The sequence below is a fragment of the Marivita sp. S0852 genome, from assembly GCF_046591575.1.
Lineage (GTDB): Bacteria > Pseudomonadota > Alphaproteobacteria > Rhodobacterales > Rhodobacteraceae > Marivita.
Genome location: NZ_JBIQWA010000011.1, coordinates 91,719 through 112,679 on the forward strand (window position 1 = coordinate 91,719; position 20,961 = coordinate 112,679).

Consider the following 20,961-nt stretch of genomic DNA (forward strand, 5'->3'; position numbering starts at 1 on the left):
AATGTGCTCAACCGTGATTCTTTGGCAACGCTTTGTCCGGCTATTCGGCCAGGCGAAATCCAACGATCAATTGCCGAAGGCCAAGGGCCGCGCCGAGGAAAATGGACATAAATGTCACCGGCGCACTGAAGGACAGGACCGAAAATGCGCTGATGCCCTGACCCACGGTGCATCCAAGGGCGATAACGGCACCGGCCCCCATAAGCGCAGCTCCGAAAATCTGACGGCGCAATTCACGTGGGTCTTCGCAGGCTTCCCACCGAAAGTGGCCTTTGATCAAAGACCCGATGAAGGCCCCAAGCCATACACCCGCGACGGACCCAACCGCAAAACTGATCGGTTGCGCCGAACCGATCATCCACCACAGGATGCTTTCGCCCAACGGTGCCGCAAAACTGTGAGACACCACGGGGATGGCTTCGAACCCGTTTGCCGCAACCCAAGCCGTACCGGCCCAGCCGCTTGTCACGGCAAGCCCCACAACCGCCGCCCAGACCACGGATGATGGCGTCTCCCACAGTGCGCGGGAGCTTGCGGAGAGTGCCAATAGACCCACACCAATCACCATTCCGATGATGTAGGCGGGCAGGGATGTCCACGATGCAACCAGATGGGCGATGCCGGGGGGGGCCTCTCCGGGCAGAAGCGCGCTTTGTGGGAAAAACAGATTTCGGATCGGAGCGAGCGGGCCATTCAAAACAACATAGGTCGATACCCCCATGACCAGAACGATGACAAAACTCCGAAGGTCGCCGCCGCCGAGGCGCGCAATGGCGCCAAAGCCGCAATTTCCGGCCAGCGCCATCCCATAGCCGAACATCAGCCCACCAATTACCGAGGCCCAGGGCAACCAGCGGATCGACAAATAGATCGTATCGCCCCCCGGCAGCGCACCAGTGCCCGTCAGCGCAAAACTGGTCACGGCCGCAGTGCCAATGGCAATGCCCCACATCCGCAGCCGGGTGTCCGAGCCACCGTAAAGCACGTCTTCGATTGCTCCCAAAGTGCAAAATCTGCCCAGCCGTGCGGCCAGGCCAAGCAAGATGCCACCAAACAAACCCACCAAGGCGACAAGACTGTGCTCTGGCAACAGTTCCAGCATGTGATTTTCCCCCGTGGCCAGATTTTTGATCGAAACTATGCGGCGCGGTCAGGTCTTGTGCAAGTCTCTCGGTTCCAGCGGGGGTCAGTCGTCTTTGCAAAAAAGATCGTAGACGCATTCCAGCATTTTGCGAGGACGATTGTCCGACAGGCGATAATAGATCGTCTTTCCTTCGCGCCGCGGAATCACCAGCCCTTCCAACCGCAGACGCGACAATTGTTGCGACACGGCCGCTTGCCGCGCGGAAAGAAGGTCTTCGAGTTCGGTCACCGATTTTTCGCCAGTTACCAGATGACACAGGATCATCAGGCGGCCTTCATGGCTGATCGCCTTAAGGAAGTTCGACGCAATGGTCGCCTTGTCCGCGATGCGGTCAAGCTCTTCTTCACTCAGATCGGGACTAAGCTGTGGGAGTGCCATGCCGTGCCTCTAATTCTGGACCGTGTCGGTCTGGGTTTCAGGCGCAAATTCTGTATGATCAGACAAAAGCCTACCAAGCAGGGGCCAAAAGAAATCCTCGCCCGGGTAACCCTCAAGACGGGCCAGTTCTTGTCCGTTCTCCACAAGGATAAATGTCGGGGTGAACATCACTTTGCGGGCATAGGTGATGCCCTCAGGCGCGCCATCGCGTAAATTCGCACGGATGAGAGGTGCAAACGCGCCTTCGGCGGTTTTGGAATAGGCTGGAGCGATTTCTGCGTCCCAGCGTTCACAATATATACACCCGTGTTGTTCTACCATGACGAGATTGGGGTCGGCCACAGCCGCGCTGCCCCAAAACATACAGAGCGATGAAAGGGCGGCAAATGCCAAGGGTCTGAGAGATTGCATCACACACCAATTGACGACAGGAGCACAAACTACTTAATTTGAATATGTGAATAATTCAAGGAAACTCGACTGATGTTCGACATTTCATTTGCAGGTGCGGCATTGGCGGGTGTGCTCAGCTTTTTTACGCCGTGTATTCTTCCGATGGTGCCCTTTTACCTGTGTTACATGGCCGGGATTTCCATGAACGAGCTGCGTGGCGAGGAGGATGCGCCAGAGGGCATTGCGTGGAATCTGGTTTTGTCGGCCTGTCTTTTTGCTTTGGGTGTGACAACGATTTTTGTCTTGCTTGGCATTGGTGCGACAGCGGTGGGGCAAGCCTTTGCAGAGTATCGGGAACCGCTGCGTTATGTTGCGGCGATTGTGCTGGGGGTCTTTGGCCTGCACTTTCTGGGGGTGATTCGGGTGCCGATCCTGTACCGCGAAGCGCGGGTAGAGGCTCAGGCGGAACCCACAACATGGCTCGGGGCTTATGTTATGGGACTGGCCTTCGGGTTTGGCTGGACGCCCTGTGTCGGCCCGGCTTTGGCATCGATCCTGATGATCGCGGGCGGCATGGGAGACGTGGTTCAGGGCGGAATGCTGTTGCTGGTATATGGTCTGGGCATGACGCTGCCCTTTGTGATCGCCGCACTGTTTTCGGGACCGTTTCTGCGCTGGACGGCGCGCCACCGCAACGTGCTGGGCCATGCCGAAAAGGTTATGGGCGGTATGTTGATCGTGTTTGCGGTTCTGATCGCAACGGATACCGTGACGCTAATTGCGGATGCCATGTTGCGCATGTTTCCGGGCTGGGTGGCTCTTGGATGAAGGTCGTTTGATAAAGGAGGTGGTATGAGACATTTTTTGGCGGGCGTGTTGGCGCTTTTGATGGCGGCTCCGATTGGGGCGGCAGAGCTTGGAGATGATGGTCTGCACAAGCAGCCCTGGATGCGCGACACCTTTATGGACCTGCGCGAGGACCTGGCCGAAGCCAACGCCGAAGGCAAACGCCTGGTGCTGTTTTTCGAACAAAGAGGCTGCATCTATTGCTCCAAGATGCATGAAGAGGTGTTCTCGGATGCCGAGGTCAGTGACTACATCGCCGAGAATTATTTTGTCGTTCAGATGAACCTCTATGGCGATATCGAGGTGACCGATTTCGACGGCGAAGTCCTGCCCGAGAAGGAAATGGCCCAAAGATGGCGCGTGATGTTCACGCCCAGCATCGTTTTCCTGCCGGAAGACGTGCCAGAGGATCAAACCGCATTAGAGGCGGCGGTATCGGTGATGCCGGGGGCTTTTGGAAAAGGCACCACGCTGGACATGTTCACCTGGGTCGCGGAAAAACGCTATGCGATGGAGGATGGCGAGAATTTCCAACGCTATCACGCACGCCGCATCCAGGAGCGCGACAACAACAGTTTTGACTGAACGCACGAAAAAATGATCGCATCCATTCATTTCTATGAATTTGTTGTTGCGTGAATCGCGTACTGTCGCCTACGGTATGCAAAGCCAATGTCAGCCCGGGATATCGCCCGGGCGGTAAGGGAGGGACAATGAAGCTAACAGGACTTACTGCAGGTATCGTGCTATGCGCAGGTGCCGCGATTGCAAATCCGGTGTCGCCGGCAGACATCGAATTCACCGAATTCGGAGCGATCGAGACATCGCTTTCGGGTGAACCCGGTGATGCCGAACGCGGTGCGGCCATCATGGTCAATCGCGGCAAGGGCAATTGTGTGGCATGCCATGCGGTCACCGCGCTGAACGACGCCCCGTTCCATGGAGAGGTCGGACCGACCCTTGACGGGATCGGCGGGTTTCGCAGTGTAGAAGAATTGCGCGGCATCATCGCAAATGCAAAAATGATGTTCGAGGGCACAATGATGCCAGCGTTTTATAAAACAAGCGGCTTTATCCGCCCGGGGGACGGCTACACGGGGAAAGCTGCAAAAGAAGAAGACCTGACGCCAATCCTGACGGCGCAGGAAATCGAAGATGTGGTGGCGTTCCTGATGACGCTTCAGGACAGCTGAACCGCACCGCACAGAATTAGGAGATACGACATGGAGTTTACAAGACGCGAAACCCTTGCCTTGGCCGGGGCTGCTGCGCTGACATTTGCGCTGCCATTCCGCGCCAGCGCGGCAACAGAGGCAGCGACAAATGATGCGATCAATGCCTTTACCGGCGGCGCAGACCTTGCCGATAGCGGTGTTGAGCTGATCGCACCCGAAATTGCCGAAAACGGCAACACCGTGCCGATCGAGGTGTCCGCACCTGGCGCGACAGCCATTATGGTGCTGGCAACGGGCAACCCGACACCGGGCGTCGCGACGTTCAACTTTGGACCGCTGGCCGCGTCCCAATCTGCAAGCACGCGCATGCGTCTTGCCGGAACGCAGGATGTTCTTGCCATTGCCAAACTGGCCGACGGCAGCTTTGCGCGCAGCGCCAAAACCGTAAAAGTGACCATCGGCGGCTGCGGCGGCTAAGGTCAACACTCAGGATTTCAGGAGAAATAACATGGCATCAGGTGTAAAACCCCGCGTCAAGGTTCCGAAAACAGCCGCTGTCGGCGATGCGATTACCATCAAAACGCTGATCAGCCACCCGATGGAGTCGGGTCAGCGCAAAGACAAAGACGGAAACCCCATTCCCCGGTCGATCATCAATCGCTTTACCTGCGATTTCAACGGACAGAATGTGGTCGACGTCACATTGGAACCCGCGATTTCGACCAATCCATATATCGAGTTTGAATCCACCGTGCCCGACGCCGGTGAATTCAAATTCACATGGTACGATGATGATGGTTCCGTTTACGAAGACAGCAAAGCAATCGCCATCGGCTGATACTGTTCCTGCCCCCGATAAGGGGCAGGGCACCTTGAGCCGCTGCAAAGAGAGTGGCGATAAGCCTTTTGGGAGGGACAAGAATGAAATTCAAGGCAATGACGGCGCTGTGCGCCACGCTTGCCATCGCAGCACCAGTGGTGATCGCTGGTGGCGCAGATGACGACACGCTCGCCATCGACGGTCAGGAGATGATCTCCAAGACAGCCGCGCCTGCGCATATGAGTGACACCAGTGTGAGCACGATCATGTCCGGCTGGCATTTTCGGGAGGACGACACGCAGGCCATGCAAATGGACACGTTCGACAACCCCGGCATGATCTTTGTCGATCAGGCGATAGATACGTGGAACACGGTCGAGGGCAGTGCCGAGAAAGCCTGCGCCTCTTGCCACGAAGGCCCGGAATCCATGGAAGGCGTACGCGCAGTGTATCCCAAGTGGAATGAAGAGGCCGGAGAGGTCCGCACGCTTGCGATGCAGATCAACGATTGTCGCACAGAGCGCATGGGCGCAGAGCCCTACAAGTATGACGGCAGTCAGATGACCGCGATGGAAGCGCTTATCTCGGTGCAGTCGCGTGGCATGCCCGTCAATGTGGCGATCGACGGACCCGCCGCCGAGACATGGGAGAAGGGCAAGGAAATCTACTACACCCGGTATGGCCAGCTTGAGCTGTCCTGCGCGAATTGCCATGAAGACAATTATGGCAATTACATCCGCGCCGATCACCTGAGCCAAGGCCAGATCAATGGATTTCCGACCTATCGCCTCAAACAAGCCAAGCTGATTCAACAGCACAACCGCTTTAAGGGGTGCATCCGCGATACGCGTGCCGAAACCTTTAGCCCCGGCTCGCCTGAATTTGTGGCGCTGGAGCTGTATGTTGCATCGCGCGGCAATGGTTTGTCGGTCGAGGCACCGTCCGTCCGCAACTAAACACGTCGACCCCGTAGCTTTCGAGGCGCGGGGTCTTTTTTGCTTAAACTCATTCACACATGCGAATGTGTGACGGGAAACCCCAAAAGGCCCATCCCATGATCTCAAGACGCGATTTTCTTCAAGTGTCGATGGCTGCTTCTGCTGTGGTCGGCGCGTCCGGCTTTGGCAATTGGTCGCGATTGGCGGCTCAGCAAGCATTGACGCAAGACCAGCTTTTGCAGTTCGACACGTTCGGCAACGTCTCTCTGATCCACGTCACCGACATTCACGCTCAGCTCAAGCCGATCTATTTCCGCGAACCTTCGATGAATATCGGCGTGGGCGACAATCGCGGAGCGGTGCCCCATGTCACTGGTGCGGATTTTCGCAAACTCTATGGCATAGATGACGGCAGCCCGTCGCATTACGCGCTCAGCTCGGGTGATTTCTCCTCCCTGGCCCAGGCTTATGGGCGTGTCGGTGGTCTGGATCGCGTGGCCACGGTGGTTAACGCGATCCGCGCTGACCGGCCGGATGCGCTTTTGCTGGATGGCGGCGATACATGGCACGGCTCGTATACCTGCTACAAAACCGAAGGCCAGGACATGGTCAACGTGATGAATGGGCTCAAGCCTGATGCGATGACGTTCCACTGGGAATTCACGCTGGGCTCTGATCGTGTGGCCGAGATTGTCGAAGGCCTGCCGTTTGCGGCGTTGGGTCAGAACATCTTTGACGCGGAATGGGATGAACCCGCAGAATTGTTCCCGCCTTATCAGTTCTTTGAGCGCGGTGGCGTCAAGATCGCAGTGATTGGTCAGGCTTTCCCCTACATGCCGATTGCCAATCCCGGCTGGATGTTCCCGGAATACTCTTTTGGAATCCGGGATCAAAACATGCAGGCCATGGTCGACGAGGTTCGCGCCCAAGGGGCCGAGTGTGTCGTCTGCCTGAGCCATAATGGTTTTGACGTAGACAAGAAAATGGCCAGCATCGTCACCGGTATTGACGTGATCCTGTCGGGTCACACGCATGATGCCCTGCCGGAACCGGTTTTGGTGGGCGACACCATCGTCGTGGCCTCTGGGTCGAACGGCAAATTTGTCAGCCGCGTGGATCTGGATATTCAGAACGGCCGGATGATGGGCTTCCGCCACAAGCTGATCCCGATCTTCTCGGATGTGATCACACCGGATGCGGATATGACCGCACTGATCGACGCGCAGCGTGCGCCGTTCAAAGCGGATCTGGAAGAGGTGATCGGACAGACCGACAGCCTTCTTTACCGTCGCGGCAATTTTAACGGAACCTGGGATGATCTGATCTGTGACGCCCTGATCAGCGAGCGCGAAGCAGACATTGCCATGTCGCCGGGCGTGCGTTGGGGGCCAAGCCTGATTCCGGGTGATGACATCACGCGGGAAGATATCTGGAACGTCACGTCGATGACCTATGGCAAGGCCTATCGGTCGGAAATGACGGGCGAATTCATCAAGGTGATCCTTGAAGACGTGGCCGACAATATCTTTAACCCGGACCCCTATTACCAGCAAGGCGGCGATATGGTGCGGATCGGGGGCATGGGATACCGCATTGATGTGCGCAAGCCTCAAGGCGAGCGGATCAGCGACATGACCCTTCTCAAGACCGGCGAAGCCATTGATCCTGCTCGGAATTATGTGGTCGCCGGTTGGGCGTCCGTCAACGAAGGCACCGAAGGTCCGCAAATTTGGGACGTTGTCGAAGCGCATATCAAAAAGCTTGGCACCGTCACCGTGAATGAAAACACCAGCGTCACTGTTGTGGGCGCGTAATCAATCGGAGTGTGAGATATGTCTGATATCTTCAAACCCTCCCGCCGTGCATTTTTGCGCGGCTCTGCTGCGGCAGCGGCCGGGATCACAGCTGGGGCCGCGGCGCGGGCTGACACACCTGATCCGCTGATCACCGAGGTGCAGGATTGGGCCATGTCGTTTGGCGACGGAGTGGATGTCACGCCCTATGGGTTGCCCATCGAATACGAGAGCGATGTTGTCCGGCGGAATGTGGAATGGCTGACCGCCGACACCACAAGCTCGATCAACTTTACCCCAATCCACGCCCTGGACGGCACGATCACGCCCCAGGGCTGCGCGTTCGAACGTCACCATTCAGGTGCGATTGAGCTGCGCAAGCAGGATTATCGACTGATGATCAATGGCTTGGTCGATACGCCTTTGGTGTTCACCTATGAGGATTTGGAGCGGTTCCCGCGTGAAAACCATGTGTATTTCTGTGAATGTGCGGCCAATACCGGCATGGAATGGGCCGGTGCGCAATTAAACGGCGCGCAATTCACCCACGGCATGATTCACAACATGGAATATACCGGAGTGTCGCTGCGCACGCTTTTGACCGAAGCGGGATTGGACGCGGCGGGCGATCTGTCTGACAAATGGGTCTATGTGGAAGGGGCCGATGCGTCGTCAAACGGGCGCTCCATTCCGATGGAAAAGGCGCTGGACGATGTTCTTGTCGCGTTCAAGGCCAATGGAGAGGCGTTGCGCAAAGAGCATGGCTATCCCGTGCGCCTTGTCGTTCCGGGATGGGAGGGCAACCTTTGGGTCAAATGGTTGCGCCGGATCGAGGTCACGGCCAACGCGGTGGAAAGCCGCGAGGAGACGTCGAAATACACCGACACACTGGAAGACGGCACCAGCCGCAAATGGACGTGGGTGATGGATGCGAAATCCGTCATCACGTCGCCAAGTCCGCAATCGCCGATCACACATGGCGCGGGTCCGTTGGTGATCTCGGGTCTGGCGTGGTCAGGCCACGGGGCCATCACCCGCGTGGACGTGTCCAAAGACGGTGGCATCACCTGGGAGACCGCTCGCCTGGCCAAACCGGGTGAGAAGATGGCGTTGACCCGGTTCTATCTGGACACGGATTGGGATGGCGAAGAGATGCTGCTTCAGGCGCGTGCGGTTGATGAGACCGGTTATGTCCAGCCCACCAAAGACCAGCTGCGCGAAGTGCGCGGCGAAAATTCGATCTATCACAATAATTGCATTCAGACCTGGCATGTCATGCCCAATGGGGAGGCGGAAAATGTTGAAGTTTCCTAAAGTTATCTGTGGCGCGGCGCTGCTTGCGACAACGGCGATGCTCTCGACACAGGCGCTGGCGCAGGACAAGCTGGGGCTTGGCCGCGCGGCCCTGCCAGAGGAAATCGCCGCCTGGGATGTGGATGTCAGCCCCGATGGAACCGGTCTGCCGGTGGGGTCTGGCTCCGTCGAAGACGGCGAGATGATCTTTTCCGACTATTGTGCGGTGTGCCACGGTGAATTTGCCGAAGGTGTCGACAATTGGCCGGAACTGGCCGGCGGTGAAGGCACGCTTGCCGATCAAGACCCGGTGAAAACAGTGGGCAGCTACTGGCCATACCTGTCAACCGCATGGGACTATGTCCACCGCTCCATGCCCTATGGCAGCGCGCAGATCCTGAGTGACGATGAAGTATATGCGATTGTGGCGTATATTCTTTATTCGAACTTTCTTGTTGAGGACGATTTTGTTCTGTCGAACGAAAATTTCCTTGAAGTGGAGATGCCGAATGCCGATGGCTTTATCGTCGATGACCGGGCCGAAACCGAATATCCTATGTGGCGCACAGAGCCGTGTATGGAGAACTGCAAAGACAGCGTCGAGATCACGATGCGGTCGTCTGTTCTGAATGTGACCCCCGAAGATTAAGTTATCGCACGGCGTCAATCGAAACGGCGCGAGCTGACCACAATGGGGGTGTTGCAGGTGTTCAAACGCCCGCAACACCCTGTCTGGGTGAAATTTTACGGGCCGCAGGCGAAAAAGTATTTGGCAAATGCGAAGCACTTCATCACATTGGAGGTGGGGAGAAGACCTGTGATTTTTCTGTGCTGAACGACATCATCGGGCGCGATATTGCGGCGATGGATAGGGTCAGAGGCGACAAGGGTCTTGCGGGAACGGACGGTTTTTGAACGGAGGATGCTTTGATTGCATGTCTTGAACACCCGCGCGCCTTTTCAGAAGGCCCGAAAGTAAGTGTCGCCACATGTCGCAAACCCGAAAATGGGGCTGGTGGTCCGAAGTATCTCATGACTACTGCGAATTAAGCAGTGCTGCGCGGTTTCATAACGTCCCTTTGCCTTGCGCTGCCCGTGGGCGGCGCATTGGCTGAGGAAGAGGCGATCCCATTGGGCGATGCCGATCGGGGCGCAGAGATTTATGCGCAATGCAGTGGCTGCCATATGGTGGGGCCTGATGCGACAAGCGGCATTGGCCCACCGCTGAACGGGGTGTTTGACCGCAGGGCAGGCGCAATTGAAGGCTTCTTTTATTCCAAGAGCCTCAAACGGGCGGCCGCCGATGGTCTGGTCTGGGATCTGGAGCATCTCGACGCCTATATCGAAAATCCGAAAGCGCTGGTCAGCGGGACACGGATGTCCTTTCGCGGGATAGATGATCCGCAAGACCGGAGCGATCTTCTGGCCTATCTGCGCCTGTATTCCGACAATCCGCAGAACATCCCCGAAGCAGCCCCCACCGCGCAGGCGGTGGAGGTGGCGTTGCCTGCTGATATTCTGGAAATTGTGGGGGATGCCGAATACGGCGAATACCTGTCAAGCGAATGCAAGACCTGTCATCAACGGGACGGGTCGGATCAGGGCATTCCGTCAATCACCCTGTGGCCCGAGGAAGATTTCGTTGTTGCGATGCATGCGTATAAACAAAAAATCCGGCCTCATCCGGTGATGCAAATGATGGCAAGCCGATTGTCCGCAGAAGAAATCGCCGCGCTTGCTGCATATTTTGCAAAGCTTGAATAACCCCGGTTCACCGGCGGAAAATATTTCAAAGGGAGGAAAGACATGAAACTGAACAGACGGGCTTTTGTCGGGACCGGCGTGGCTGCTGCGTCAACTCTGGCGGCACCAAACGTACACGCGTCGTCTCAGGGCAAACCGAAAGTGGTGGTTGTCGGTGGCGGTGCCGGAGGCGCGACGGCGGCGCGCTATGTAGCCAAAGACAGCGCAGGCGAGATCGATGTCACATTGATCGAGCCCAGCCGAAGTTATTACACGTGTTTTTTCTCAAACCTCTATATTGGCGGTTTCCGCGATTTGGAGAGCATCGAGCATTCCTATGGGACATTGGCGTCTGACTATGATGTGAATGTGGTGCATGACTGGGCCGTTGGTGTGGATCGTGATGCCAAGACGGTGTCCTTGGCGGGTGGCGCGACGGTGCCTTATGACCGGCTGATCCTGAGCCCGGGCATTGATTTTGTGGATGGCGCGGTTCCCGGTTGGGATGTGTCTGCCCAGAACGCGATGCCGCACGCATATAAGGGCGGCAGCCAGACGGAACTGCTTCGCGCGCAGGTGGCCGCAATGCCCGAAGGCGGCACCTTTGTGATGGTGGCCCCGCCCAACCCGTTCCGCTGTCCGCCGGGGCCGTATGAACGGATCTCGATGGTCGCGCATGTGCTGAAAGCGACCAACCCAACGGCCAAGATTCTGATCGCCGATCCCAAAGAGAAATTCTCGAAACAGGCGCTGTTCGAAGAAGGCTGGCAAAAGCATTACACCGGGATGATTGAACGGATCGGTCCGGATTTCGGCGGCCAGAACGTATCGGTCGATCCGGCGGCCATGACGGTGGATATCGACGGCGAAGTCGTTCAGGCGGATGTTGTGAATGTGATTCCGGCGCAAAAAGCGGGACTGATCTGCGATGCGGCCGGACTGACCGAAGGCAATTGGGCCCCGGTGTCGGGGCATACGATGCAGTCCCGTATGGATGAGAATATCCACATTCTTGGCGATGCGACCAATCAAGGCGATATGCCCAAATCCGGTTATTCCGCCAATTCACAGGCAAAAGTCGCCGCCATGGCAGTGCGCGGTGCCTTGACTGGCAGCCGCGTGTTCCCTGCGAAATTCTCGAACACGTGTTGGTCGCTGATCGACACCGAAGACGGTGTCAAAGTGGGTGCCACTTACGAGGCGACGGACGAAAAGATCGCCAAGGTTGACGGCTTTATCAGCCAAACCGGCGAAGATGCAGACCTGCGCCGCGCGACCTTTGAGGAGAGCATCGGTTGGTACGAGGGTATCACCTCGGACATGTTCGGGTAGGGAGCTGACGATCTGACACACAGGGCCGGACGTACCCGGCCCTGTTTTGCATCGGATGTCGCAGTCTCGTCAGAATTTTAGCGGGCTACACCGGATGCAGCCCTTTCACAGCGCCGATCAATTCCGGAATCTTCTTTTTGAACTTGAAAAAACCCGCCGTTGCGTGCGGCCAGGCGCGTTCGTCATAGGTCCGCAACGCGCGCAGAACGGGCATTGCGGTCACCGATTTGAGGATCGCTGCTGTCGGCCCGACCGGAGCGTAGGGCGTGACAATCTGTTCGGCCCCATGGCTACGCGCCCAGTCTTCGATGTCCTGTGCTGATTGCACCCCGGTTGTGACAGGTCCAAGCTTTTGCGCCCACCGGTTCGTGGTGTCCGCAATGATCCCGGATTTGAACGTCGCGACATGCGGTGCGAGATGCAGGGGGCTTACATTCCCGGACGCATCCACGGTCGCGGTGGCGACAGGCGTCAGCCCCAGATCGAAAATCCATCCCGGGCTCAGATCGTCTTCATGCAGCAACAAAACGGACCGTTTGCCGGTCTCAATGTCATCCCCCACTGGCGGGGCCATGCGCGGCGGATGCGGCGCACCTTCCAGCGGCGCGGGGGTCGCGGCAAGTTGGTGGACCGGAGAAAAGCGGCCTTCGGTATATTTCGAAATGTTGGAGGCCCGCGCCGCATAGGTTTTGCCCTGCGTCTGAAGCCCCGCAACCCAACGCCAGCTGAGCGTGTTCGAGGCGGGATCGCCATCAAGCAAGTGGCGCAAGAAAAAGTCGGCCCCAAGATGCCAGGGCAGCCGCAGCGTGAAAATCCAGATCGAGGCAAACCACATCCGGGCATGATTGTGCAGATAGCCGGTTTCCACCAGTTCATGTGCCCAATGATTGAAACAGGCAATATCGGTTTCGCCTTTACATGCCGCTTCCCATTCCGATCTGAGACCAGATTGCGTCTGGACCTGATCCAACGCGTGGATCACGCCCTGCTGATAGGCGTCCCATACCGCAGGGCGCAGCTCTAGCCAGCCTTTCCAATAGGTGCGCCAAAACACCTCTTGCACAAATTTCTCGGCCGAAGACGGTGAAAATCGGCCAAGCACCGCGTCCAGCACCTCTTGTTCTGTCACAAGACGGTGGCGGATATACGGGGACAGGGTCGACACAGCGGTGTGGTTGCCGGGACCGCGATCATAATTGCGCTGCGCCGTATACTCGCGTGCAGCTTTGGGCAAAAATTCTGCCAGCTTTTCAAGCGCAGCCGTGCGCGTCGGGGGAAACAGGTCTGTCATACGGCCCGAGGTAAGGCCACGCTACGCCGGGTCAAGCGCCGCTGACAGACACTGATCTCGTGGCCCCCCTTGCAGCCCCCAGAGCCGGACACTAGTCTTTGGGGAACTCGCAACCGCGGCCCCGTTCGGCGGCCGCTTCATCCAGGCAGGCACAGATGAACGATCCTTTCGATACTTACATGAACACGCTCGTCCCAATGGTGGTTGAACAAACCAGCCGCGGCGAACGGGCTTACGACATTTTCTCGCGCTTGCTGAAAGAGCGGATTATTTTTCTCAATGGTCCTGTGCATGATGGCATGTCATCACTGATTGTTGCGCAGTTGTTGCACCTTGAGGCGGAAAACCCGTCGAAAGAAATCAGCATGTATATCAATTCGCCCGGTGGCGTGGTGACCTCTGGTTTGTCGATTTACGACACAATGCAATATATCAAACCCAAGGTCAGCACGCTGGTAATTGGCCAGGCGGCGTCCATGGGGTCTTTGTTGCTGACGGCAGGGGCTGCTGGCATGCGGTTTTCGTTGCCCAACAGCCGCGTGATGGTTCACCAGCCGTCCGGCGGGTATCAGGGGCAAGCCACGGATATCATGATCCACGCCGAAGAGACGCTGAAGCTCAAAAAGCGGCTTAACGAGATCTATGTCAAACACACTGGTCAAAGCTTGAAAAAGGTCGAGCAGGCGCTTGAGCGCGACAATTTCATGTCTCCCGAAGAGGCCAAGGACTGGGGCTTGATTGATGAAATTGTCGAGAACCGCGTAACCGGACCTGACGATGCGTAAACTGGAATTGGGCCATACCGCACAAGATGTGTTTTTGGCGTTGTGGCTCAAACCATGCTGTCCTAAGGTTTAAGACAGACAACACGACACACGCGCTTAGGTTGATGGATTTGAGTTTGATCAACCAAAAGGACGAGCCGGGAAAGGTAAGACATGGCGACGAATTCTGGTGGCGACAGCAAGAACACGCTTTACTGTAGTTTCTGCGGCAAAAGCCAACACGAAGTCCGCAAATTGATCGCAGGCCCGACTGTGTTCATCTGTGATGAGTGTGTCGAGCTTTGCATGGACATCATTCGCGAAGAGACAAAGGGCGGTGGCCTGAAATCGACCGATGGTGTTCCGACACCGCGCGAGATTTGCGATGTGCTGGACGATTACGTGATCGGTCAGGCCGTTGCGAAACGGGTGCTGTCGGTTGCGGTTCACAACCACTACAAGCGATTGAACCATTCGCAGAAATCGTCAGATATCGAACTGGCGAAATCGAACATCCTTTTGATCGGTCCAACCGGCTGCGGTAAAACGCTTCTGGCACAGACGCTTGCGCGTATTCTGGATGTGCCGTTCACGATGGCAGATGCCACAACCCTGACCGAGGCGGGGTATGTGGGTGAGGACGTGGAGAACATCATCCTCAAGCTGCTTCAGGCGTCGGAATACAATGTCGAACGCGCACAGCGCGGTATTGTGTATATTGACGAGGTCGACAAGATCACCCGCAAGTCCGAAAACCCGTCGATCACACGCGATGTGTCGGGCGAGGGCGTGCAGCAGGCCCTGCTCAAGCTGATGGAAGGCACCGTAGCATCGGTTCCGCCGCAAGGTGGACGCAAGCACCCGCAGCAGGAATTCCTGCAAGTGGACACCACCAACATCCTGTTCATCTGTGGCGGTGCGTTTGCGGGTCTGGACCGGATCATCAAGCAACGTGGCAAAGGGTCGGCCATGGGCTTTGGTGCCGATGTGCGCGACGACAGCGAAGCGGGCGTCGGCGAAACATTCAAGGATCTTGAGCCGGAAGATCTGCTCAAATTCGGTCTGATTCCGGAATTTGTCGGGCGTCTGCCGGTAATCGCCACCTTGGAAGATCTGGATGAGGACGCTTTGGTCATCATCCTGACGCAACCCAAAAACGCCTTGGTCAAGCAATACCAACGCCTGTTCGAGCTGGAGGACACCACGCTCAGCTTTACCGACGACGCGCTCAGCGCGATTGCAAAGCGCGCGATCGAACGCAAAACCGGCGCGCGTGGTTTGCGGTCGATCCTTGAGGACATCCTGCTGGATACGATGTTCGAATTGCCGGGGATGGACGAGGTGACCGAGGTTGTCGTGAATGAAGAGGCGGTCACGTCGGACGCAAAGCCGCTGATGATCTATGCCGATCAAAAGAAAGAACCTGCAGAAGCAGGATAACAGACAGAACACAAAGACAAATATCAGGGTGGGCATTTTGCCCGCCCTTCTTTTTGAGGGCCTTTCATGACGATCAGACGCATCCATTCCGGCGGCGAATTTGAAGCCAAAATCGGCTATTGCCGCGCCGTTGTCGCCGGGGGATTTGTCCATGTGGCCGGGACGGTGGGCCAGGGCGATACGGTCACCGCGCAATGCCAGGCTGCGCTGGACACGATCTCGGCGGCTTTGGAAAAGGCCGGTGCATCGCTGGCTGACGTTGTGCGGGTCACTTATTTTTTGCCGGATCGGGCCGAATTCGAACCGTGTTGGCCCATTCTGTCGCAGGCATTTGGCGAAAACCCGCCTGCTGCGACAATGATCGAATGCGGGTTGATCGACCCGAAATACCGAATTGAAATCGAAGTAACGGCGCTTGCACCAACTGCGGCATAGCTGCGCTGGACCTTGATCGGCAAAGCGCCCTATAACACGGGCAAACAACCCCCGAGGAGTCGTCCATGGGCATTCTCAATACTCTCTTGCGCGCCGTGACCTGGTGGAACGGGCAAACGTTGAACACGCAGGTTTATACTTGGCGTAAAGGCGAAAAAGTGGGAGAGGACACGCAGGGCAACATGTTTTATCAGGCCAACGGAGGCAAGCGCCGTTGGGTGATTTTCAACGGTGAAATCGAGGCGAGCCGCGTAGATCCGGATTGGCATGGTTGGCTGCATCACACCTTCAAAGAGCCACCGACCGAACGCCCATTGGTCAAAAAAGACTGGGAAAAGCCGCATCAGGAAAACCTGACGGGCACGGCCTTGGCCTATGCACCGGCCGGGTCAATCCGGCGCCCTATTCCCGAGGACCGTCGCGACTATGAGGCGTGGAGCCCCGAATAAACCATTGGGCTGCGTGCCGCTGTGGTGGAAAGCAAAATCCAGATGACGCGTGTATGGGCATTTCTGACGGCATTTTTGTTCGCAACAGGCGCGCCAGCCCAGCTTGCCACAAGCAATGGCACCGGGGCCGATCTTCGGGCACTGGATAAGCTCACCGGCAAGGTTTCCGACCTACAGCTTGCCACAGGCCAGTCAGACAGTGTCGGGCGGATCACGATCACCGTGGACGAGTGCCGGTATCCCAATGGTAACGCGGCAGGCGAGGCGTATGCGTTTCTATCCGTCCGGGAAATCGGCATTGACGCGCCCGTGTTCGAAGGCTGGATGATTGCGTCATCGCCGGCACTGAACCCGATGGATCACCAACGCTATGACGTTTGGGTGTTGCGCTGCACAACCTCGTGACCGGATGCCGCCAGCGGTTCGCTTAGAAAATCGGCATTATGCGTCAGCGCGCGTGCCAATTCCCGCCGGTATTGAACCCGCGAGATTTCAATAGCCCCGAGCGATGCAAGATGCGGTGTGATGAATTGCGTGTCGAACAGAGTGAATTTTGTCCGGCGCAGCAGATCCACCAGCCAGGCAAGCGCAATCTTGGACGCATCGCGTCTGCGAGAGAACATGCTTTCGCCACAAAACGCAGAGCCAACACAAACCCCGTAAATGCCACCAATCAGTTGTTCGTCTTGCCAGACTTCAAGCGAATGGGCGTGACCCCTTTTGTGCAATTCCTCGTATAAAATACGGATGTCGCGGTTGATCCAGGTTTCGCTTCGGTCTGCGCAGGCCTCAATCACTTGGGCAAACGCCGCGTCGCGCGTCACGCGATAAGCGTCGCGGCGCAGCGTTTTGGCAAGGCTGCGCGAGATATGAAAACCGTCCAACGGGAACACGCCACGCTTGCGCGGATCTACCCAGAACATCTCGGGATCGTCGCGATGTTCCGCCATGGGAAAAACGCCCGCCCGATACGCTTCAAGCAAAAGGTCAGGCGTAACAGTCATTATGTGTCGCCAGATGTGTCATCCGCCGCACCGCACGATGTCACCCGCCTTGATCAGAGTAGGTGCGCTCAAGCCAGTGCTCCAGCCAGTGGATGTTATAGGAGCCACGGCGCACGTCCGGGTCCTGCAGCAGATCGCGGAACAGGGGCACCGTGCTGTCGACACCGTCAACAATCAATTCCCCCAAAGCCCGCGACATCCGCGCCAACGCTTCGTCCCGGTCGCGCCCATGGACAATCAGCTTGCCAATAAGACTGTCATAATAGGGCGGAATCCGGTAGCCGTCATACAGCGCGCTGTCCATGCGCACACCCAATCCACCCGGCGCGTGATACTGCGTGATCCGCCCTGGAGACGGGGAAAAATTGGGGATCTTCTCGGCGTTGATCCGGGCTTCGATAGAGTGGCCATTGATCGCAAGATCGTCCTGTTCGAAAGACAATGGCAGACCAGACGCCACGCGGATCTGTTCGCGCACCAAATCCACGCCAAAGATTGCTTCGGTCACCGGATGTTCGACCTGAAGGCGGGTGTTCATTTCGATGAAATAAAACTCGCCGTTCTCGTACAGAAACTCAATTGTACCGGCCCCGGCATAGTTGATCTTGGCCACAGCATCGGAACAGATCTTGCCGATACGTGCGCGCTCTTCTTGGGTGATGCAGGGGCCTGGTGCCTCTTCAAGAACCTTCTGATGACGCCGTTGCAAGGAACAATCGCGCTCGCCCAGATGCACTGCTTTGCCTTTGCCATCTCCAAAGACCTGCACCTCGATATGGCGCGGGGTGGTCAGGTATTTTTCGATATAGACTTCATCGTTTCCAAAGGCCGCCTTTGCCTCGGACCTTGCGGTCTGAAACGCCATTTCCATATCTTCGGCCGTTTCGGCAACCTTCATACCACGGCCACCGCCCCCGGCCGTTGCTTTGACGATCACCGGATAGCCGATGTCATCCCCAACAGCTTTGGCCGTCTCAAGATCGGGCACACCGCCCTCCGAGCCGGGGACACAGGGCACGCCCAATGCCTTGATTGTGTCCTTGGCAGTGATCTTGTCGCCCATCACACGAATATGTTCCGCAGTTGGTCCGATGAATGTCAGGCCATGATCTTCGACAATCTGCACAAATCGCGCATTTTCCGACAAAAAGCCGTATCCAGGGTGGATCGCTTGCGCGCCTGTCACCTCGCAGGCCGAAATGATCGCCGGAATAGAAAGGTAACTGTCGGTCGAAGAGGGCGGGCCGATGCAAATGGCTTCGTCGGCCATCCGAACATGCATCGCGTCGGAATCAGCTGTGGAATGAACCGCAACGCTGTCCACTCCCATTTCTCGGCATGCGCGGATCACGCGAAGGGCAATTTCGCCCCGGTTGGCAATAAGGATTTTATCAAACATTGATGCGACCCGCTTATTCAAGGATCACAAGCGGCGCGCCGTATTCCACGGGGGCACCATCTTCGACCAGAATGCGCTTGATTGTTCCGCTTCTTGGGGCAGGGATGTGGTTCATCGTTTTCATAGCTTCAACGATCAACAACGTGTCGCCTTCGGCGATTTGCTGGCCAACACTGATAAACGCGGGTGCCCCGGGTTCGGCCTGCATGTAGACCGTTCCAACCATCGGTGATGTCACGGCTCCGGGGTGATCGGCGGGGTCTTCGGGGGCGGTTATGGCAGATCCGGCAGGCGCGGCGGACGGGGCAACCGACGTCTGAGGTGCGGCGGCTTGGGGTGCCGAAGCGGGTGCGACCTGTGTTGCGCGGCTGACACGCACGTTCAGGCTGTCATCCTCGCCATATGCGCGTTTGACCTGCAGTTCCGTCAGATCGTTGTCTCGCAAGAGTTTCGCCAGCGCTTCGATAAAAGCCACATCTGCATCATGCTTGTTTTTGGTCATGCTGTCCCTCGCCCGGTTTTGCGTCGCCTCGGCGCGGTCCCGTCGACTGGTCTGTCGGGGCTCCGCATTACGTACGGGCACTACCCGCATTGCAGGTCATTCCTTGCACCGATTAAATGGCAGGGGCAAGGGGGAAGCGCGCCATGGATCGTGCAAACTGGCTGCCCAGAACGCCGAAAAAGGCGCTGGGTCATCTCGCTGTGTTCATCAATGACCCGCTTGGCGGGGCGGGACTTCTTTCGTTAGTGCCGTCTTTGGTTTGCAATAGATCGCGCGTTTGAAGCGCGATCCATCGAAATATCTCGGCGAAAACATCCCACTGGGGATGCGGATAACCAAGGGTGGTTGATAAAAAGAGCGTGTTTTGAGAGCCTTAGTGGCAACAGTTAGAAGCTTGCGTTTAAGAAGTGTCTTCGGGGCTTGCCGCGGCCTCCATCGGGCTGGTCGTTTGTTCGGTTATAATGGCCTTGATCTGCATCTGCACAGCAGAGGGTGGCGCAGCCGGAGCCACGGCCTTGTCCCCGGTTTCCGCCCCCGGCACAGGTTGCGATTCAGGGGATTTAGGCGGCACAGATGGTGGAATTGGTTGTGTGTCTGATCGGGTTATGACGCGCGCTGATTGCGGTGGAAGAACTGGTTGAATGAGTGGCATTTGAATATCCATCCGAAATAAAGCCCCACTGTTCAAGCATAGGCCCGGCATTGTGAAATCGCACGCTGGAAATATCCGGTATTTTACTCAAATAATTGACGGAATGGGGCGATATGGGGATCGCCCCATTGCGGGCTTTGGCATTAACCCACCATTTCGTCAGCCTTTTCTGTTTTCGATGAGGTCATCGACGACAGAGGGGTCTGCGAGTGTGGATGTGTCGCCCAGGGAGTCTGTGTCGTTTTCGGCGATTTTGCGCAGGATGCGGCGCATGATTTTGCCGGAGCGGGTTTTGGGCAGGCCGGGGGCCCATTGGATCACGTCCGGGCTTGCGATGGGGCCGATTTCGGTGCGCACCCAGCTGCGCAATTCCTTGGTCAGCTCGTCAGACGGGTCGACCCCGTTCATCAGGGTGACATAGCAGTAGATGCCCTGGCCCTTGATGTCATGTGGATAGCCCACGACCGCCGCCTCGGCCACCTTGGCATGGGCGACCAGCGCGGATTCCACCTCTGCCGTGCCCATGCGGTGGCCGGACACGTTGATCACATCGTCCACACGGCCGGTGATCCAGTAATCCCCGTCTGCGTCGCGCTTGCAGCCGTCGCCCGAGAAGTAATAGCCCTTGTAGTCCGAGAAATAGGTCTTCTCGAACCGCGCGTGATCGCCCCAGACGGTGCGCATCTGGCCCGGCCAGCTTGATTTCAGCGCCAGCACGCCCTCTGTCGGGCTGGCATGGATTTCCTCACCCGTCTGCGGATCAAGCACCACGGGCTGTACCCCGAAAAACGGCTTCATCGCCGCACCGGGTTTGGTTGCATGCGCGCCGGGCAGGGGGGTGAGCAGGTGCCCGCCTGTTTCGGTTTGCCACCAGGTGTCGACGATGGGGCAGCGGCCCCCACCGATGACATCGTTATACCAGTTCCACGCCTCGGGATTGATCGGCTCGCCCACCGTTCCGAGGATTCGCAAGGAGGATAGATCGCATTTGGTTGCGAAGTCGTTACCTTGGCCCATCAAAGCACGAATTGCGGTGGGGGCAGTGTAGAACTGGTTAACTTTGTGTTTCTCGCAGACCTGCCAGAACCGCGATGCATCCGGATAGGTGGGCACACCTTCGAACATCAGAGTGGTCGCGCCGTTGGCTAAGGGTCCGTAAATAATGTAGGA

General features: G+C 57.2%; 24 protein-coding genes. 16 read left to right on the plus strand and 8 right to left on the minus strand.

From position 1 onward, the window contains the following. Positions 1 to 40: 40 nt before the first annotated feature. From ACG74X_RS18570 to ACG74X_RS18580, 3 genes are all read right to left on the minus strand, one after another. Positions 41 to 1,102, minus strand: coding sequence for a YeeE/YedE family protein (locus ACG74X_RS18570; RefSeq protein ID WP_411236705.1), 1,062 nt, complete (start codon positions 1,100 to 1,102; stop codon positions 41 to 43). A gap of 84 nt (positions 1,103 to 1,186) precedes the next feature. Further along, complete coding sequence (locus tag ACG74X_RS18575) at positions 1,187 to 1,522, minus strand: ArsR/SmtB family transcription factor (protein WP_411236707.1); 336 nt, start codon at positions 1,520 to 1,522, stop codon at positions 1,187 to 1,189. Between the two features lie 9 nt (positions 1,523 to 1,531). Beyond that, positions 1,532 to 1,885, minus strand: a complete 354-nt coding sequence (locus ACG74X_RS18580) for a thioredoxin family protein (RefSeq protein WP_411236708.1) — start codon at positions 1,883 to 1,885, stop codon at positions 1,532 to 1,534. A gap of 120 nt (positions 1,886 to 2,005) precedes the next feature. Between ACG74X_RS18580 and ACG74X_RS18585 the strand changes: the two genes are divergently transcribed. The 11 genes from ACG74X_RS18585 (at position 2,006) to ACG74X_RS18635 (ending at position 11,855) form a co-directional block, all read left to right on the plus strand. Then, positions 2,006 to 2,743: a cytochrome c biogenesis CcdA family protein gene (locus ACG74X_RS18585; protein ID WP_411236709.1), complete on the plus strand. Its 738-nt coding sequence runs from the start codon at positions 2,006 to 2,008 to the stop codon at positions 2,741 to 2,743. Between the two features lie 24 nt (positions 2,744 to 2,767). Beyond that, positions 2,768 to 3,346, plus strand: coding sequence for a thioredoxin family protein (locus ACG74X_RS18590; protein WP_411236711.1), 579 nt, complete (start codon positions 2,768 to 2,770; stop codon positions 3,344 to 3,346). 128 nt (positions 3,347 to 3,474) lie between these two features. Beyond that, positions 3,475 to 3,954 carry a sulfur oxidation c-type cytochrome SoxX gene (gene soxX / locus ACG74X_RS18595; RefSeq protein ID WP_411236713.1) on the plus strand — a complete coding sequence of 160 codons (480 nt, stop codon included), beginning with the start codon at positions 3,475 to 3,477 and terminating at the stop codon, positions 3,952 to 3,954. A gap of 30 nt (positions 3,955 to 3,984) precedes the next feature. Beyond that, positions 3,985 to 4,413 carry a thiosulfate oxidation carrier protein SoxY gene (soxY, locus tag ACG74X_RS18600; protein WP_411236715.1) on the plus strand — a complete coding sequence of 143 codons (429 nt, stop codon included), beginning with the start codon at positions 3,985 to 3,987 and terminating at the stop codon, positions 4,411 to 4,413. A 31-nt stretch (positions 4,414 to 4,444) separates the two neighbouring features. Beyond that, positions 4,445 to 4,774, plus strand: a complete 330-nt coding sequence (gene soxZ, locus ACG74X_RS18605; RefSeq protein ID WP_411236717.1) for a thiosulfate oxidation carrier complex protein SoxZ — start codon at positions 4,445 to 4,447, stop codon at positions 4,772 to 4,774. A gap of 83 nt (positions 4,775 to 4,857) precedes the next feature. Next, positions 4,858 to 5,712, plus strand: coding sequence for a sulfur oxidation c-type cytochrome SoxA (gene soxA / locus ACG74X_RS18610; protein WP_411236719.1), 855 nt, complete (start codon positions 4,858 to 4,860; stop codon positions 5,710 to 5,712). Positions 5,713 to 5,810: 98 nt separating this feature from the next. Beyond that, positions 5,811 to 7,508 carry a thiosulfohydrolase SoxB gene (gene soxB / locus ACG74X_RS18615; RefSeq protein WP_411236721.1) on the plus strand — a complete coding sequence of 566 codons (1,698 nt, stop codon included), beginning with the start codon at positions 5,811 to 5,813 and terminating at the stop codon, positions 7,506 to 7,508. A gap of 18 nt (positions 7,509 to 7,526) precedes the next feature. Then, positions 7,527 to 8,801, plus strand: a complete 1,275-nt coding sequence (gene soxC, locus ACG74X_RS18620; RefSeq protein ID WP_411236723.1) for a sulfite dehydrogenase — start codon at positions 7,527 to 7,529, stop codon at positions 8,799 to 8,801. Further along, positions 8,785 to 9,429, plus strand: coding sequence for a c-type cytochrome (locus ACG74X_RS18625; protein WP_411236725.1), 645 nt, complete (start codon positions 8,785 to 8,787; stop codon positions 9,427 to 9,429). The genes soxC and ACG74X_RS18625 overlap by 17 nt, the downstream gene beginning before the upstream one ends. Before the next feature lie 407 nt (positions 9,430 to 9,836). Continuing rightward, positions 9,837 to 10,544 (plus strand): c-type cytochrome, encoded by a 708-nt coding sequence (locus ACG74X_RS18630; protein WP_411236753.1) that lies wholly within the window; start codon positions 9,837 to 9,839, stop codon positions 10,542 to 10,544. A 42-nt stretch (positions 10,545 to 10,586) separates the two neighbouring features. Next, positions 10,587 to 11,855, plus strand: a complete 1,269-nt coding sequence (locus ACG74X_RS18635; protein ID WP_411236727.1) for an FCSD flavin-binding domain-containing protein — start codon at positions 10,587 to 10,589, stop codon at positions 11,853 to 11,855. Positions 11,856 to 11,940: 85 nt separating this feature from the next. On the opposite strand, the gene ACG74X_RS18640 is transcribed toward ACG74X_RS18635, so the two are convergent. After that, a complete protein-coding gene (locus tag ACG74X_RS18640) occupies positions 11,941 to 13,146 on the minus strand; it encodes an FAD-binding domain-containing protein (protein ID WP_411236729.1) in 1,206 nt (401 codons plus the stop codon). Positions 13,147 to 13,301: 155 nt separating this feature from the next. Here ACG74X_RS18640 and ACG74X_RS18645 point away from each other — a divergent pair, with 155 nt between their 5' ends. From ACG74X_RS18645 to ACG74X_RS18665, 5 genes are all read left to right on the plus strand, one after another. Beyond that, positions 13,302 to 13,931, plus strand: coding sequence for an ATP-dependent Clp protease proteolytic subunit (locus ACG74X_RS18645; RefSeq protein ID WP_411236731.1), 630 nt, complete (start codon positions 13,302 to 13,304; stop codon positions 13,929 to 13,931). Between the two features lie 153 nt (positions 13,932 to 14,084). Continuing rightward, positions 14,085 to 15,350: an ATP-dependent Clp protease ATP-binding subunit ClpX gene (gene clpX / locus ACG74X_RS18650; RefSeq protein ID WP_411236732.1), complete on the plus strand. Its 1,266-nt coding sequence runs from the start codon at positions 14,085 to 14,087 to the stop codon at positions 15,348 to 15,350. A gap of 66 nt (positions 15,351 to 15,416) precedes the next feature. Continuing rightward, positions 15,417 to 15,785: a RidA family protein gene (locus ACG74X_RS18655; RefSeq protein WP_411236734.1), complete on the plus strand. Its 369-nt coding sequence runs from the start codon at positions 15,417 to 15,419 to the stop codon at positions 15,783 to 15,785. Positions 15,786 to 15,850: 65 nt separating this feature from the next. Continuing rightward, complete coding sequence (locus ACG74X_RS18660; RefSeq protein ID WP_411236736.1) at positions 15,851 to 16,234, plus strand: NADH:ubiquinone oxidoreductase subunit NDUFA12; 384 nt, start codon at positions 15,851 to 15,853, stop codon at positions 16,232 to 16,234. Between the two features lie 42 nt (positions 16,235 to 16,276). Then, complete coding sequence (locus tag ACG74X_RS18665) at positions 16,277 to 16,639, plus strand: DUF2155 domain-containing protein (protein ID WP_411236738.1); 363 nt, start codon at positions 16,277 to 16,279, stop codon at positions 16,637 to 16,639. On the opposite strand, the gene aat is transcribed toward ACG74X_RS18665, so the two are convergent. The 4 genes from aat to ACG74X_RS18685 form a co-directional block, all read right to left on the minus strand. Continuing rightward, positions 16,603 to 17,238 carry a leucyl/phenylalanyl-tRNA--protein transferase gene (aat, locus tag ACG74X_RS18670; protein WP_411236739.1) on the minus strand — a complete coding sequence of 212 codons (636 nt, stop codon included), beginning with the start codon at positions 17,236 to 17,238 and terminating at the stop codon, positions 16,603 to 16,605. The two genes, ACG74X_RS18665 and aat, sit on opposite strands and share 37 nt — an antisense overlap. 40 nt (positions 17,239 to 17,278) lie before the next feature. Next, positions 17,279 to 18,637: an acetyl-CoA carboxylase biotin carboxylase subunit gene (gene accC, locus ACG74X_RS18675; protein WP_411236740.1), complete on the minus strand. Its 1,359-nt coding sequence runs from the start codon at positions 18,635 to 18,637 to the stop codon at positions 17,279 to 17,281. Between the two features lie 13 nt (positions 18,638 to 18,650). Next, the gene (gene accB / locus ACG74X_RS18680; RefSeq protein WP_411236742.1) at positions 18,651 to 19,139 is read right to left on the minus strand and encodes an acetyl-CoA carboxylase biotin carboxyl carrier protein; all 489 of its coding nucleotides are present in this window, start codon (positions 19,137 to 19,139) and stop codon (positions 18,651 to 18,653) included. An 811-nt stretch (positions 19,140 to 19,950) separates the two neighbouring features. Next, on the minus strand, positions 19,951 to 20,961 hold a 1,011-nt coding region (locus ACG74X_RS18685; RefSeq protein ID WP_411236744.1), incomplete at its 5' end, for an AMP-binding protein.

What these genes read in the sequence shown, in the direction of transcription:
- ACG74X_RS18570 (WP_411236705.1), bottom strand. Translation starts at nt 1,102, where the DNA reads ATGCTGGAACTGTTGCCAGAGCACAGTCTTGTCGCCTTGGTGGGTTTG.
- ACG74X_RS18575 (WP_411236707.1), bottom strand. Translation starts at nt 1,522, where the DNA reads ATGGCACTCCCACAGCTTAGTCCCGATCTGAGTGAAGAAGAGCTTGAC.
- ACG74X_RS18580 (WP_411236708.1), bottom strand. Translation starts at nt 1,885, where the DNA reads ATGTTTTGGGGCAGCGCGGCTGTGGCCGACCCCAATCTCGTCATGGTA.
- ACG74X_RS18585 (WP_411236709.1), top strand. Translation starts at nt 2,006, where the DNA reads ATGTTCGACATTTCATTTGCAGGTGCGGCATTGGCGGGTGTGCTCAGC.
- ACG74X_RS18590 (WP_411236711.1), top strand. Translation starts at nt 2,768, where the DNA reads ATGAGACATTTTTTGGCGGGCGTGTTGGCGCTTTTGATGGCGGCTCCG.
- soxX (WP_411236713.1), top strand. Translation starts at nt 3,475, where the DNA reads ATGAAGCTAACAGGACTTACTGCAGGTATCGTGCTATGCGCAGGTGCC.
- soxY (WP_411236715.1), top strand. Translation starts at nt 3,985, where the DNA reads ATGGAGTTTACAAGACGCGAAACCCTTGCCTTGGCCGGGGCTGCTGCG.
- soxZ (WP_411236717.1), top strand. Translation starts at nt 4,445, where the DNA reads ATGGCATCAGGTGTAAAACCCCGCGTCAAGGTTCCGAAAACAGCCGCT.
- soxA (WP_411236719.1), top strand. Translation starts at nt 4,858, where the DNA reads ATGAAATTCAAGGCAATGACGGCGCTGTGCGCCACGCTTGCCATCGCA.
- soxB (WP_411236721.1), top strand. Translation starts at nt 5,811, where the DNA reads ATGATCTCAAGACGCGATTTTCTTCAAGTGTCGATGGCTGCTTCTGCT.
- soxC (WP_411236723.1), top strand. Translation starts at nt 7,527, where the DNA reads ATGTCTGATATCTTCAAACCCTCCCGCCGTGCATTTTTGCGCGGCTCT.
- ACG74X_RS18625 (WP_411236725.1), top strand. Translation starts at nt 8,785, where the DNA reads ATGTTGAAGTTTCCTAAAGTTATCTGTGGCGCGGCGCTGCTTGCGACA.
- ACG74X_RS18635 (WP_411236727.1), top strand. Translation starts at nt 10,587, where the DNA reads ATGAAACTGAACAGACGGGCTTTTGTCGGGACCGGCGTGGCTGCTGCG.
- ACG74X_RS18640 (WP_411236729.1), bottom strand. Translation starts at nt 13,146, where the DNA reads ATGACAGACCTGTTTCCCCCGACGCGCACGGCTGCGCTTGAAAAGCTG.
- ACG74X_RS18645 (WP_411236731.1), top strand. Translation starts at nt 13,302, where the DNA reads ATGAACGATCCTTTCGATACTTACATGAACACGCTCGTCCCAATGGTG.
- clpX (WP_411236732.1), top strand. Translation starts at nt 14,085, where the DNA reads ATGGCGACGAATTCTGGTGGCGACAGCAAGAACACGCTTTACTGTAGT.
- ACG74X_RS18655 (WP_411236734.1), top strand. Translation starts at nt 15,417, where the DNA reads ATGACGATCAGACGCATCCATTCCGGCGGCGAATTTGAAGCCAAAATC.
- ACG74X_RS18660 (WP_411236736.1), top strand. Translation starts at nt 15,851, where the DNA reads ATGGGCATTCTCAATACTCTCTTGCGCGCCGTGACCTGGTGGAACGGG.
- ACG74X_RS18665 (WP_411236738.1), top strand. Translation starts at nt 16,277, where the DNA reads ATGACGCGTGTATGGGCATTTCTGACGGCATTTTTGTTCGCAACAGGC.
- aat (WP_411236739.1), bottom strand. Translation starts at nt 17,238, where the DNA reads ATGACTGTTACGCCTGACCTTTTGCTTGAAGCGTATCGGGCGGGCGTT.
- accC (WP_411236740.1), bottom strand. Translation starts at nt 18,637, where the DNA reads ATGTTTGATAAAATCCTTATTGCCAACCGGGGCGAAATTGCCCTTCGC.
- accB (WP_411236742.1), bottom strand. Translation starts at nt 19,139, where the DNA reads ATGACCAAAAACAAGCATGATGCAGATGTGGCTTTTATCGAAGCGCTG.